Annotated in this window: 10 protein-coding genes; 5 read left to right on the plus strand and 5 right to left on the minus strand. The window is 57.5% G+C overall.

Going from position 1 to position 14218, the window contains the following annotated elements:
* Window positions 1-149: 149 nt before the first annotated feature.
* The gene (locus AABA21_RS38305) at window positions 150-1022 is read right to left on the minus strand and encodes a MurR/RpiR family transcriptional regulator (protein ID WP_338258314.1); all 873 of its coding nucleotides are present in this window, start codon (window positions 1020-1022) and stop codon (window positions 150-152) included.
* Window positions 1023-1110: 88 nt separating this feature from the next.
* A complete protein-coding gene (locus AABA21_RS38310; RefSeq protein WP_338258315.1) occupies window positions 1111-1917 on the minus strand; it encodes a metallophosphoesterase family protein in 807 nt (268 codons plus the stop codon).
* A gap of 240 nt (window positions 1918-2157) precedes the next feature.
* Between AABA21_RS38310 and AABA21_RS38315 the strand changes: the two genes are divergently transcribed.
* Both AABA21_RS38315 and AABA21_RS38320 read left to right on the plus strand, forming a co-directional pair.
* The gene (locus tag AABA21_RS38315; RefSeq protein WP_338258316.1) at window positions 2158-3027 is read left to right on the plus strand and encodes an EamA family transporter; all 870 of its coding nucleotides are present in this window, start codon (window positions 2158-2160) and stop codon (window positions 3025-3027) included.
* 249 nt (window positions 3028-3276) lie between these two features.
* Entirely contained in the window at window positions 3277-3714 is a 438-nt protein-coding gene (locus AABA21_RS38320) for a hypothetical protein (protein WP_338258317.1), read from the plus strand.
* Window positions 3715-3760: 46 nt separating this feature from the next.
* Here AABA21_RS38320 and AABA21_RS38325 read toward each other — a convergent pair whose 3' ends face one another.
* Window positions 3761-4765, minus strand: a complete 1005-nt coding sequence (locus tag AABA21_RS38325; protein ID WP_338258318.1) for a phosphotransferase — start codon at window positions 4763-4765, stop codon at window positions 3761-3763.
* 311 nt (window positions 4766-5076) lie between these two features.
* Between AABA21_RS38325 and AABA21_RS38330 the strand changes: the two genes are divergently transcribed.
* The gene (locus AABA21_RS38330) at window positions 5077-8718 is read left to right on the plus strand and encodes an MBL fold metallo-hydrolase (RefSeq protein ID WP_338258320.1); all 3642 of its coding nucleotides are present in this window, start codon (window positions 5077-5079) and stop codon (window positions 8716-8718) included.
* A gap of 111 nt (window positions 8719-8829) precedes the next feature.
* Here AABA21_RS38330 and AABA21_RS38335 read toward each other — a convergent pair whose 3' ends face one another.
* Window positions 8830-9612, minus strand: coding sequence for a 3-keto-alpha-glucoside-1,2-lyase-like domain-containing protein (locus AABA21_RS38335; RefSeq protein ID WP_338258322.1), 783 nt, complete (start codon window positions 9610-9612; stop codon window positions 8830-8832).
* A 231-nt stretch (window positions 9613-9843) separates the two neighbouring features.
* On the opposite strand from AABA21_RS38335, the gene AABA21_RS38340 reads away from it, so the two are divergent.
* Both AABA21_RS38340 and AABA21_RS38345 read left to right on the plus strand, forming a co-directional pair.
* Window positions 9844-11085 carry an FAD-dependent oxidoreductase gene (locus tag AABA21_RS38340; protein WP_338258323.1) on the plus strand — a complete coding sequence of 414 codons (1242 nt, stop codon included), beginning with the start codon at window positions 9844-9846 and terminating at the stop codon, window positions 11083-11085.
* A 128-nt stretch (window positions 11086-11213) separates the two neighbouring features.
* Window positions 11214-12011 (plus strand): GNAT family N-acetyltransferase, encoded by a 798-nt coding sequence (locus tag AABA21_RS38345; RefSeq protein WP_338258324.1) that lies wholly within the window; start codon window positions 11214-11216, stop codon window positions 12009-12011.
* Between the two features lie 114 nt (window positions 12012-12125).
* On the opposite strand, the gene AABA21_RS38350 is transcribed toward AABA21_RS38345, so the two are convergent.
* Window positions 12126-14057: an alkyl/aryl-sulfatase gene (locus tag AABA21_RS38350; RefSeq protein ID WP_338258325.1), complete on the minus strand. Its 1932-nt coding sequence runs from the start codon at window positions 14055-14057 to the stop codon at window positions 12126-12128.
* Window positions 14058-14218 lie beyond the last annotated feature (161 nt).

A 14218-nucleotide genomic window follows, 5' to 3' on the forward strand; every position in this document is an offset into this window, starting at 1 on the left:
AGAGTTTTTCCTTCTTTAATGGATGAAAAATATAAATGTGCCTTCTTATAGGAAACGACCGAAGGGGGAGAATATCGGGGATGAGATCATGTTGAGGGTGCATTGGCATAAAGCGAGGGAGGAAGCGCCCGCGAAGGGCGCACGTACGATTATAGCGAATGTTCGGCGATGGCGGCGGTGAAGCGTTCAATCGCGGCCAGGGAGGCTTCGGGGCGGCGCATGGCGACGGCGACGTAGAGTGCGTCGATCACGCTGAGGTGGGCGATGCGACTGGTGAGGGCGGCGGTGCGAAAGGCGGTCTCGCGGGACGCGGTGATCAGGGCGATGTCGGCGAAGTTGCTAAGCGGTGTGTGCATGTGGCTGCTGAGGAGGATGCAGCGGGCTCCCTGGCCGCGGGCATTGCGCAGCGCGTTAAGCGTTTCGCGGGTGGTGCCTGAGTGTGAGATGGCGAAGGCTACGGAGCCCGGTGACAGGTTCGCGGCGGAGACGGCCTGCATGGCAGCGTCCGTCGTGACGGTGACGGGCATGCCGATGCGTAGAAAGCGATAGTAGGCGTCCAGCGCAATGGGCAGAGAGGGGCCAATGCCATAGAACTCGATGCGCGTAGCCTGCAGCAGCGCCTCAGCCGCCTGTTCCAGAAGTTGCTCATCCAGCACCGCCAGTGTATCGGCGATAGCCTGGATATCGGACTGCAGGACTTTGCGCGCGACGGTGGAGACCGTATCGTCTGGTGAGATGTCCTCGTGGATCTGGTGGAGCGGCGTGGCGTGTTCGGCCGCCAGGGCCAGTTTGAGGTCGCGCACCCCCTGGTAGCCAAGTGAGCGGCAACAGCGGACGATAGTGGCCTCACTCACCTGGATGCGCTGCGCCAGGGCCTGGACCGACTGATAAATCATCTCCTCGGGATGCTGCTCGATAAATCGGGCGACGCGCTGCTCCGCGCCGGTCAGGGTCGAGGAAGCGGCACGCAAGCGGGCCTGTACCCCCTCTGGTATCAACGGGCGCTCTGTTGAATGTGGCATCGATCTGCTTTCTTTCTCCATCATATTTTTGGCTTTATGACTGATAACGATCGAGCCGGCACTGGTATTGCCGGCTCGCCAATGTGGGCTACAGCGGAACCTCGAAAATGCGGGTGGTGAGGAAGGTGTCCTGAACGGTGACCAGGCGATAGTGTGGTGGTTGGAGGCAGAGCAGTGGCTCATCCTGCATGACCGGCTGGGGCGCGGTAGAGCGCAGGCCGAAGAGCGGAATACCATTGACCACCCGTTCGTAGGTCACATGGGCATGGCCGCTGAAGATACCCAGGACCTGTGACTGGTGCGCGCCAAGGATGCTCCAGAACGCCTCGCTGTCGGCGGCCACCGGGAGAAAGGCATCTATCCAGTGGATGCCGAACGGAACCAGGTGATGGTGGGTCAGGATAATGCTCGGCTGCCCATTCTGCAGGCAACGCGTGAGGAAGGCCAGCATCTCGGGTTGAGCGATGGCTTTGCCCTGCGGCCCCCAATCCAGGCAGATAAACTGGATGCCCTTATGCTGGAAGCTGACGTTCATCCAGGACATGGGTGGTGTGTCCGAAAAGAACTGGCGGAAGAAATGGTCCCGATCATCGTGATTGCCGGGCAGGAAATAGAGTGGGAAATCTTGCAAACCTTCCAGCGTCATGCGGGCCGGACCCGGTGCCTGGGAGGTGGTTTGCAACTGGAGCATCTGGCAGGCATTGCCATATGATATGGCGGAGGCATTATCGACGATATCACCGGTGGTGACGATGAAATCAATGTGGTCAGCCACATGTTCCGCGATATGACGTAAGACTGTACGCAAGGCATAGGCGGGCGAGTAGCCTTGCAGCAGAAGGGACTCTGTATCACAGAGATGATGATCGGTGATCTGCACAAAAGAGAAAGCCATGGCTTGATTTCTCCTTAAAAATAAAATTTCTTTGCTTTTAAGTTAAAATAAAATTTCCTTTCTGTCAAGAGAGAAATGGCAGGCCAGTACGTGTATTATGGGGGTACTGGCTGTATGAAATTCGTTGACAGAAAAGAAATTTTATTTTATTGTTGATCTATGAAATAAATTATTTTTTTGAATAGGCGATGGAACCGGACTTCGGGGTGGTTTTTGCTCTTGAGAAGAGAAGGGGAATGTATGGACCATTTATGGCTTCTGGTGGTACTCATTGCGGCGTGTCTGCATGCATGTTGGAATTTTCTGGCCAAGCGTGCGGGGAGTAGTTTTGGCTTTACCTGGCTATTTAGCACGCTGGGGGCGCTTATTTATCTGCCCAGCCTCTTTTATCTCTTCTTTGTCGCGCATATACAGCTCACCTGGCTCCAGTGTATCTTTTTTGTGGGCAGCGCCGGTCTGCACCTGTCATATTTCTTCTTTCTGCAAAAGGGATATGGCGCGGGTGACCTCTCGCTAACGTATCCTATCGCGCGCGGCACTGGTCCGCTGCTTTCCGCGCTGTGCGCTATTGCATGGCTGGGTGAGCGGCCCTCGGCAGGCGCAATGATTGGAATTGCGCTGCTCATCGGAGGAGTATTGTGTCTGATGGGCAATCCCAGGCGGCTCGTCATGAGGGGTGAGGGAACATCGCTGGTGGTTGGCTACGCGTTGCTCACAGGTGTATTTATTGCCGCGTATACTCTCTGGGATAAAGTGGCGGTCAGCACATTCCTGGTCGCTCCACTGCTGTTGTGCGAAACGGAGTGTATGCTTATGTCCGTGACGTTGTTGCCTGCGGCGGCAAGAAACTGGAGCATGGTCAAGGAGACCTGGAGGGTCCATCGTTTAGAGGTGCTGGGGGTGGCTATCTTTTCGCCACTAGCTTATCTGCTGGTGCTCTTTGTTTTGACTTCCCATCCTGTCAGCCAGGTCGCGCCGCTGCGTGAGAGCAGCGTCTTGATAGGAACGCTGCTGGGGACGCGCTTGCTGGCGGAGAAGCGCGGCTGGAGCCGATTGGGGTCGGCGGCGTTGATCCTGGCGGGGATTACCTTGCTTGCGGTGGGCACATAAGCGAGGGAGGGACGGGGAAGAGGGTCTCGTTGGGGAAAGGTGGGCGCCCGGGGATGGGGGCCGCCGCGCGGAAAGCCGAGGCGAGCTCGGCACCTATGGGGTGGCGTGATTTTGTTGGGTGGGAACTTATTGGGGGGCTGATACATATGATTATTACGGAGGTTATTTATGGTTTTATAAATCAAGAGAGGGAGAAGCGCTATGAAGAGAAGTCTGAGAATGAGGCTGAGGGAGAAGAGGGTAAGGGTGATGTTGGGATTGGTGGCGGTGGTTGTGCTGGTGGTAGGTGGATGGGTGGTGTGGTCCGCCGTGGCTCCGAAGCCGGAGCCGACGGCGCTGGAGGTGACGCGTCCGAAAAATCCACTTGAGCCGGGGGTGCCGGCACTGGAGAAGCGGATTACGGATGTGGCGCAGGTGCGGCGGCTGTATGATACGGCGCTGGCGCTGCCGAGTATTCCTATTGGAGCTTCTTATAACTGTCCAGCGGATCATGGTGGTATGTATAAGCTTGTGTTTTTTAATGGCGAGACGAAATTAAAGACGATGACGTTGAAGACGAGTGGCTGCGAGTGGTTGGCGATTGATACGGATAATCTCTTTTTGCCGCAGGATGTGCGGCAGACACGCCTGGGAAAGGCTGATTTTTATGCGATTTTCAGTAGTACGACGGGCATCGCAGTAAGATAGTGGAATGAGAGCGGCTTTCTTCTGTTATATTCTCACTCGTTTGCGGTCAGGCTGTGCCGATGATCTCGTCAGCTAGATGAGCCCACTGGTCGAGGAGAGACATAGCGGCTGGAAAGCTCTTGAGGATGTAGAGCATGGCATGCAGGCTGTTCTCTCGCGTCTCCATCTCTTGCTGTTCAGAGAGATATAGGTGGAGATGAAGGCGCAGATTACAGAGTATGTCGCAAAGCCATCCTTCGAGAAGGACGCGCGCCGGAATGCGCAAGATACCGCCACCTTCGCGGTATCCTTTGAGAAACGCGATGAAGGTGGCCTCTTGTGCATCTCCCATCATGCCGCTCCAGCCGGCAGCAATGATGACCACTTCACCTGGATCGACGAGACCTGCCATCTCCCAGTCGATGAGTACAGGATGGCTAGAATCACGCCAGATGATATTTGCCCAGCCGAGGTCGCGGTGGCTGTACACCTTCTCACCGGATGTGACCTGTACAGACCCACATGGTTTGCTCCATGCCAACAGATCAGGGAGCCTCTTCTGGAATTCCTTGGCTAACGGACTGCTCTGCTCGGCTATTTTTTGTGCCAGTTGCAACCATTCGTCACCAATGAGTGGATTGGATGATGATGTTGGCTCTGCCTGAGGGAGAGGAGGTAACGGGAGCTTGCTGGTGTGCATAAGCGCGAGCAGCCGTCCTATCTGGCGCACACGCTCTGGTTGGAGCAAGGAGGGAGGCACTATTTCGCCATCGATCCATGGGTACACCATCGCAGTGATTCCATTGGCCTGGTAAAGTGGGCCATCGGAACCAGAGAGCGCAGTTAATGCAGGCACGCCGTGAGAAGCGAACGTGGTGGCAAGTTGTTCACTCCAGAGGAATTGTTCTGGTGTTCCTCGTTGCAGGTTGAAGTGTTTGATCACGAAATATCCCTGCGTCGTCTTCAGACGCCACAGTTGGTGTTGACTGGCGATAGTGATACGTTGTGCTTCAGCCAGGGCATCACCCAGGCCGAAGGCGAGGCGAATCTGTTCGATCTGGTGTGGGAGCATCTCTCTGTACTTCCCTGTTTGTTTTTTTGCTGGATGCCATATGAGTTCGCGGGCATCAAGAATATTCACGTTAGGATCATAGATAGTGCTGGTAGTTCAAAGCATCGATGTGTTTCCCTATTGTACGCTTCACCCTGTCTTTGTAGCAACCTATCATTATCCCTGCTGTCAAGCATGTTTGTGACAGGAAGAACCACAATTGTGGGGACGTTGACAAGGTGGAGTGGGAGAAATAGAATGCGTATGCAGTGGGATGTATTCGGTATCTTAAGGCGTGAGAGAATACGAGCTAGAAAAGGTGATGGGATAGTATGCAGGTTATTTTTGCTGGCGGCGCTGCCGGGGTAGGGGCGAGCTGCGTGGCGATCGAGATCGCGGGGCAGTGGATCGTGGTGGATGCAGGGGTGCGGGTGGATCGGTCGGCGGATCCATTGCCGGACCTGGCGTTGCTGGAGGGGAAGGATGTGCGGGCGATCTTTGTAACGCACGCGCACGCGGACCACATCGGGGCGCTGCCGTTGCTGCACCGGGCGTTTCCGAACGCGCCCATCTATACGTCGCGGGCCACGCATCTGCTGATGGAGATCATGCTGGCCGACGCCTTGAAGATCATGAACAAGCGCGCGGTGGAGGAGATGGAGATCCCGCTGTATCCAGCGGCCCTGGTGGGGAGCATGTTGAGCCGGGTGCGGCCGATACCGGTGGGCGAGAACTGTACAGTGGCGCAGCTGCCGGGGGTTACCATTCACACCAGCCGGGCGGGACATATCGCGGGTGCGATGAGCCTGGGCTTCAGTAGCCAGCAGGAAAGCATCGTGGTATCCGGAGACCTGAGCCTGACACCGCAGCGGACCGTGCTGGGAGCCGTGCCGCCGGAGATCGAGCGGCCCGACCTGCTGATCCTGGAATCGACCTATGGCGCGCGGCTGCATCCCAATCGACAGGCGGAAGAGCAGCGCATGGCGGAGGCGGTGGCCGAGGGGCTAAAGAGCGGGCACGTGCTGCTGCCCTGCTTTGGCCTGGGGCGCGGGCAGGAGATCCTGCTGCTGCTGCAGGCGATGCAGGAGCAGGGGGTGGTACCGGTCTTTCCCATCTACGTCGATGGGCTGGTGCGGCGCGTGTGTACGGCCTATCAGCTGATGCCCGAGGCCCTCACCCCACGGCTGGGGAGGCAGATCCGCAAGGGCTTTTTGCCGTTTCAGGGCGACAATGTCAGCTTCGTGCGCGACGCCAGGGAGCGGCAGACGATCCTGGATGGTCCGCCGGCCTGTATCATCGCCAGTTCGGGCATGCTGACCGGGGGTCCCAGCGCCTGGTACGCCGCCCGGCTGGCCAGCAATCCTAACGCCTCCATTCTGATCACCGGCTACCAGGACGAAGAATCGCCGGGCAAGCGGCTGCTGGACCTGGCCGAGAATAAGAAAGAGACGCTTGAGCTTGAGGATCAGCAGATCGCGGTCCAGTGTACGGTTGCCAAGTACAGCCTGTCGGCGCATGCCGATGGAGGCGAGCTGGCCTCGTACGCGGCGCACCTCAAGCCAAAGCGAGTGGCGCTGGTGCACGGCGATGACGAGGCGAGGCGCGCCCTGCAGACGTTGCTGGAGCAGAGCGAGGTCCTCCTGCCGCGCAACGGCGAGACCCTGAATCTGAGCGCGCGGCAGCTGAAGAAGAAGGCGGCTGAGCCCGCGCCTGTGGTCGAGACGGTCGTTGAGCCCGAAAGCCTGCCCTATGGGATTGGCGAGCCGGACGGCGTCTTCAACGCCTCCAACCTGGAGCAGCTCTGGCGCGCCCTGGAGCACGTCCCCTCGTACCAGGTGGTGACGGTGCGCGACCTCGTCAACGTCTGGTATGGCGATCGCGCCATTCCCGAGCACGCCATGTGGCTCTACGACGTGCTGGAAGAAGAGCAGCCCTACGACGAGCCGTATTTTATCCCCGCCGGCGAGATCGCCGAGGCCTACTATGTGAGGCGTACGGAGGAGGACGAGCAGGAAGACCGCCTGCGCCAGCTGGTCGGACGCATCATCCTGCTGCGCACTAATCCCTCCGCCTCCAAGCCGGTGCTGTGCCGGGCCATCGCCGCCCGCGAGACCCTGCGCGTCCTCTTTCCACGCGGCGAAGCGAATGATCGCACGCGTTTTCCCTTGAGATCTTTGATCGAGGTAGTCGGACGCCTGCCCTATGAGGAAGGGTTGAGCGAGAAGGAGACGCTGACTACCTGCGTACGCAACGCGCGCAGGATACGCCGGGGGCTATCAGCCCATGAACTGGCCCGCAACTGTCATCCGGACCAGAGCTATACCCTGACCGATCTGTGCGAGCTGGCCGGGGTCTCGCAGCACAAGATAGAGGAACGGCTGGCGATCGCCAAGCTGGTGCAGCAGCATCCCCGCCTCTTCGAGCAGCTCGATGACCTGGTGGAGGGGTCCGGACCGGTCCACTATGGGCTGGCGCCAACATGGAGCGAGGCCCTGGCCGAACCCGAACAGCGCGAACGGCCCGACCAGAACTGGATCCTCACCATCATCGAGCGTTATATAGGAACGCCGTCTGACATGGTGAGGCGCAGTGTCGATGGTGAGAGCGGAGACGTCACCCTGACCTTCATCTATCCCGAGGGGGCCTGGGAGCGCTATCACGAACGGCTGGAGGCCGCCGCCGAAGAGACCGGCGTCAACATCATCATCTCCCCGCACACGCCATTGGGAGAGCTGAGCAAGCTTGTCCAGCAGATGCTGCCCGAGGGTTTCAGTGTCCAGGGCAACCCCTCCATCTTCGTGGAGCAGCGTGTGATTCGCTTCACGTGTGTGGGGCAGGCGAGCGCGGAAGAGGTAGCGGCGGCGCAGCAGCGTGTCCTGGAAGAGACTGGCTGGCAACTGGAGATCGCGGGTCTGACGGCGTCCCGTGTCCAGACCGCGAAGGTCAGCGGCAGTAGTGTCCCGAGCAGCGCACCGGTCGCGCCGGTGAGAAGTGGTGGCGCGCCTGTGCAGGAGCAACAGGCGATCAACTATGCGCGCACGCTATTGAGTGGACTGGCTGGTTTTCTCAAGGTTGGGATGGATAAGGCCAACTATGTGTTGCGGACCCGCTTCGAATTTCCCGAGGTGGCGCAGCAGCGCTATGGAGCCATCTTCCAGCAGATCGAAGAGGGCACAGGCTGGACTGTCCAGATCTATCCGCTGACGCCGAGCCAGGAGGCGCTGGTCGCCATGGCGAATAGCATGCTGCCGGATGGACTGGAAGCGATCGGGCGTCCCTCCATCTACTGGGACCGCAACACCGTAGGCGTGCTCTGCAAAGGGAGCGCCGAAGTCGAAGCGGTCTACGAGGCGCAACAACAGTTCACGGCCGAGACGGCCTGGACGCTCGAAATGCAGGGCATGACCCTGCAGACCGGCCCCACTTCTAAGGACGGTCGCCAGCTTGAGCCAGAGCTATCCCCCGATCAGAGGCAGACCGTGGTAGAGGAGGAAGAGCAGACGCAGGAAGAGAGTCCGGTGCTGGTTGAAGCAGATCCCGGCGTCCGCGTCTCCCAGGTGCAGGCGATGGCTAAAGCCAGCGAGCTACTCAGCGACGCCGAAGACCTGTATCAGATCGGCGTGGACGCCAGGCGCGGCTGTCTGTGGCTGCACTTCTACTTTCCACAGGGGGCCCGCGTACGTTATGCGCAGCGCTTCCAGCAGATCAAAGAGCAGACCGGCTGGGGAGTTGAGCTCCATGAGCGCGTTCACCTGAAGGCCCTGATCAACACCGCCCGGCGGTTGATCCCGATCGACGCCCGAATCATTGGCAAGCCCCAGATCGATCATGGGAAGCAGCGCATTATCTTCACCGGCAACGGCATCATGAGCCAGCAGGCCAAAGAGGATGCGCGCCGCACCTTCGAGGCCGCCACCGGCTGGGAACTGGTGCTGCGGGTGGGAGCGGCCGAAGAGAGCGGCAACGCGTTATAAACGCCCGCGAGGGGCCGCTTCGCAAAGCTAGCGACCCAAGCCGGGGCAAGCCCGGCACGTATGGGGGCGATGGGCGGTGGCGGGCGAGGAAAGCCGGGGCAAGCCCGGAACCTACAGAGAAAGAACGCGGATGGGGCCGATGTTGAGGATGGCTTTTCCGCAGATGAGGCGGATGGGTCCCTGGGAAAGGGCGTTGGTTTTGGCGCTACTGGCGCGGCTGACGCGGTGACCATCGATGTAGAAGAGGGCGCGTTCTCCCTGGATATCGACGCGATAGGTATGCCACTGGTTGCCTGGTACGTAGTCGAGGACCTGGGGGACCGCGTCATCCATCTCGTGTTCAAACGGCTCGATAACGATTTCAGAGAGCGGATGGGTGGCGTAGCCATGCTGGGTCGCCGTGAGGAGATTGAGGATGTGGGCCTGGTAGCCATCTTTCCCTGTTGACGGGTCGGCATTGAGCATAAAGTAGCCCCCATCTTTAGGTACGCTCACGATCTGGACGCGGTACTCAACCGAGTAGTCGGAAGTGGTCGGCGTATAGGGGATCTGGAGCGTACGATTCTCGCCCAGATCGGTCTGCAGCGTGTCGCCCTTGATCTTCCATCCGGCCGAGGCATGCCAGTCTGTGAGTCCCCGTGACCAGTTGGATTGATAGAGTACCGTGCCTGCCGCCTGTTTCGTAGGGGTGGGTGTGGCCCCGGTGGTCGTAGGGGTAGGAGTACTGGCGGATGGGGTTGCCGCGCAGGCGCAAGACAGGATGCAGAGCAGGAGAATAGGCACCAGAGAGCCTCTGATGCGCCGTGGAGCCATGGATCGATGGCTTGAAGAAGCGATAGATAACACAGTGAGAAATCCTTTTCTATTTTCGTACTGCTGAGTACGATATTTCATAATCGTTGTGCTCCTTGTTGTTTGTGGATCTATATATATACGGTTTTTATGTTCCTGTCTTCACGCCCTGAAATAATGTCACTAAAGTTGGGTAGAGACTGTTGCAACCCAAAAGTCATATTGTCTGCTAAAAGCCAGTAGAGTCATGTTATAATTTTTGTGTATTACCAATGACCATTAAAATATATTACAAAAAAAATTATGGACTATTGATAGCCAGGAGTAGAAAATATGAGTGTTATTATAGGCGCCCCCGGTCAGGCAGCTGATACTTCAAATACCACCTATGATGTCACTGTACTGGGCGCTGGCCCCTATGGGCTCTCGGCGGCGGCCCACCTGAAGCAGCAGGGATTAAAGGTCGCCACCTTTGGCAAGCCACTGGTGTTATGGCGGGAGCACATGCCGAAAGGGATGTTGCTGCGCTCGTACTGGTGGGCCTCCAACCTCTCTGATCCCGAGCGAAAATATTGCTTTAAAAACTACCTGATTGAGCAAGGGATGGATCCATCCACTGAGCTTGATCCGCTGCCCATTCAGACGTTTATCGACTACGCAATGTGGTTCCAGCGGCATGCGGTGCCTGATCTAGATGAAACCTATATCTCCTCGATTGCGCGTAACGGCCAATCCTATACAATCAAGCTGGTCGATGGGCGCACTATTTCCAGTAAAACGGTTGTGATGGCGCCGGGCCTGCATTATTATCGTTACATCCCTGAAGAGTACCAGGGGCTGCCATTGTCGCTGGTCTCGCACTCGACCGATCACCAGGACTTTACCGCCATGGCCGGCAAGGATGTCGCCATCATTGGACGCGGACAGGCGGCCTTAGAGACGGCTGCGCTGGCGTCGGAGGCGGGGGCCAATATTCAGATCATCAGTCGCAGCCCGCTACGCTGGGTCAAGATCGCCAGCGGCAAGCTTCCTCCCTGGCTACAAAAGCTGCGTGCTCCTAAAGCTGGCATGGGTAGTGGCTGGATGAATCTCCTGCTCGAAACCTATCCCTACATGCTGCAGCGGCTGCCGCAGGAGCGCAGAGACAACCTGGTGGATACCACACACGGGCCGGCTGGCTCTCACTGGCTCAAGCCACGCCTGCTCGGCAAGGTCCAGATCCTGGAAGAGACGTCGGTCTTAAAGGTCGAAGAGGTTGGCGGGCGCGTCCGGCTCACCCTCTCGGGCGGCAAAGAGATCGAAGTTGATCATGTCATCCTGGGGACCGGCTTCAAGGCGGATCTCAAACGCCTGCCGATGCTCGATCCCGAGATCATCGACTCTGTCCGGACCTACCATGGATCGCCAATCTTAAATACATGGTTCCAGTCCAGCATTCCCAGCCTCTACTTCATCGGCTACTCATCGGTGCGTAGTTTTAGCCCGCTCTATCGCTTCGTCATCGGAGCGGACGCGGCGGCTAAACGCGTCTCTGCATCCATCAAGCGCGAAGCGCGTCAGCTCGCACGGGTATAATTAATTGACGCTTATCAAAAGAAATGAGTGGGAGGACGGATATCAGCTATTCGATATCCGTCCTCCCACTCATTTATTGTCGGTGGTAATGGAGGAGAGAGATGGTGAGACGAAGAAAGGGTGAGGCTATGTCTTTTTTGCTTGATCCAGGCAGCTATGCCAGGGTGCGTCCCCTGTTTGAGGACGCGACATATCACCTTGTGGTGATGAATGTGCTGACAGGAGTATTGCCCGGCAAGATCTATGTGGATGATCCTGACAATCCAGGAACCTCCATCCTGCTTCCATCCAACCGGCATCGAGTCTATGTGGGTGGAGCGCCGGAACCCGCTGTGCTCGAAGATGTCTTGGAGCGAAATTACAAGAGATCTCATGAGGGTGGCTATGGACTGCTCATCTATTATCCATCCGACACATGGCGGCAGGCTCTTGAGCAGTTGCTGCCACAGCAGAAAGCCTTTGCTGGTCAGCGGCAGTTTTATCGCCTGAGAGAACCATCTACGTCATGGAACTGGTCTCTGCCTGAAAATATAATCGCGGGCCGCATTGAAGAGGCTATAGTAGAAGATGAGTCCCTTGTAAACAGGGATTTGCTGCGCGAAGAGATATGTTCAGAGAGTCCCTCGCTTGAGTACTTTTTTCGGCGGAACTTTGGATTCTGCGCGCGGGATGGTCAGCAACTCGTCGCCTGGTGCCTGGCTGAATATCACTATCAGAGCCGTTATGAATTGGGTATAGAGACGATCGAAGCATACCAGCGTAAGGGAATTGCCACGTATCTCGCAGCGGCAGTGATCCGGAAGGCGTTTGCCGAGGGGGCAACGGAGATCGGCTGGCATTGCTGGGCCGGAAACGAGCCGTCGATCGCGACCGCTGTGAAGCTGGGTTTTGAGAAGGCGCGGGATTATGCGGCTTACCTTTGTTAGGGAAGATGGTATCATTGGTGGAACGTGGATGCCCGGGTACGGGCCGCTTCGCGGCAAGCGCCCGCAAGGGGCGCACCTACGGTGGAGGGTGGGCGCCCCGGGCGTGGTTGGCATTTATGGGGCGACGATGTTGAAGGTGGGTTCAAAGGTATCCATGAGAGAGAGGAGCTCAAGGACCTTGTTTTTGTCGCCTTGAATCTGGATGGCGTTGAAGGTGATCTCGTTTTCGAAGGTGGTGGCGCCGAGGTTGATGGCGTCCATAATGGCCCTGGTCAGTGTCAGAGTGGCATCGGGTTGGACGAACTGCTTATCGGGAGTGTAGGTGAGGGCGCTATTTTCCAGTTGGACGGCGTAGCGCTGGTTGGTATCGCTGAAGGAAAGGTTCAGCGCGATAGATTTGCCATTGGCTTTGGGTCCATTGAGGCGAATGCCCAGGTAGTCAAGGAACATGTCGATGGTCATGGCTTTGATGACATCCGGACTATCGGTTTTGGTGCCGGAGATGATGGCATGTCCCTGGCGGAGCTCCAGAGCACCCATCAGATATTCATTGCGCCAGGTGGGATTCTCACACTGATAGGCGAGCTGTTCGAAGGCTGCGGCCAGCAGTTCACGCGCGGGCTGCAGTGTGGGATCGGCGAAGACCACGTGATGCATGACCTGGGCCACCCAGCGATACTCACCGACGTCGAACGACTGCCGTGCCTTCTGCATGATCTGCTCGGGACCGCCCATGTACTCGACGTATTTGCGCGCCGCTTCGGTGGGAGGAAGGGGATGCAGGTCGGCCGGGTTGGAGCTATAGAAGCCCAGGTATTTCTGATAGATGCCCTTCACATTATGATTGACGCTGCCATAATAGCCCCGGTTATACCAGCACTGAGCCAGTTCCACGGGTAGCTGGATCTTTTCCGCCACTTCCAGCATGGTATAGCCGTGATTGACCAGGCGCAGTGTCTGATCGTGAAGATACTTATACAGGTCGCGCTGCTTCTTGAGGAAGGCCAGGATCTGTGCCTGTCCCCAGGTGGGCCAGTGATGTTGCGCGAAGACCACCTCGGTACGGGAGCCAAAGCGCTCAATGGTCTCATTGATGGTTTTCCACCACGAGACGGGATCGCGCACCTCGGCGCCACGCAGGGTATAGAGATTATGTAGGGTATGGGTCATATCCTCAGCGGCACAGAGCGCCTGGAACTGCGGGAAGAAGATCAGCATCTCGGAGGGCGCCTCCGTATTCATGGCCATCAGGAACTCCATCTCCACCCCATCGATGGTGCGCCGCTCACCGCTCTGGCGAATCGTATCGGTGGGAGGGATCAGTGTGATCGTCCCCAGCGGAATCGTTTTGCCGAGGCCTGCGTCGACCTGCCCCTGCTCACTTTTCGGCAGCAAGGCGCCATACATGTACATGGCACGCCGGCTCATAGCATTGCCTGCGAACACATTCTCACTTACCGCATGCGCCATAAAGTCTTCCGGGGCCAGGATCTGTACTTTGCCCGTCTCAACATCATCCTCAGAGACTACCCCTTTCACGCCCCCATAATGGTCGGTATGGCTATGGGTATAGATGACGGCGCGCACCGGCCTGGGCGCAAAGTGCGCGTGGTAGATCTGCAGGCTTGCGTGGGCCGTCTCCAGCGACGTCAACGGATCGATGATGATCAGGCCGGTATCGCCCTCGATGATGGTCATGTTGGAGAGATCCAGGCCACGCACCTGGTAGATACGATCGGCCACTTTAAACAAGCCATGGATGTAGTTTAGCCGGGCCTGGCGCCACAGGCTAGGATTCACGGTGGGAGGGGCTGATGAGGTGGAAAGAAAATCGTATGGCTCCAGATTCCAGACCACCTGTCCCTGCGCGTTGACGATGGCGTTAGCGGCAAGGGTGCCGACAAAGCCGCGCGTGGCCTGATCAAAATCATCCTGCTGCTCAAAAGGCAACTGTGTCAGGACACTGGCGTTGGCGATCAGGGTAGTTGAAGAGGCTATGGCATGCAAAGAAGTATGTTGAAGATGGCTGGGATTATAATTTGTCATCCGGCAATCCTTTCTGAATTGCTGCGATCAAGCAAGCGACAACGATCACAATATCCCGTTATAAAACAAAGCGCAGGAAAGGGTATCAGCCAATGGATGGAGATTTCTATTTTGTGTTCCAATTATGAATAATGAGAACGTCTATGTGTAGGCACCATAAG

This window comes from Dictyobacter halimunensis, assembly GCF_036245075.1.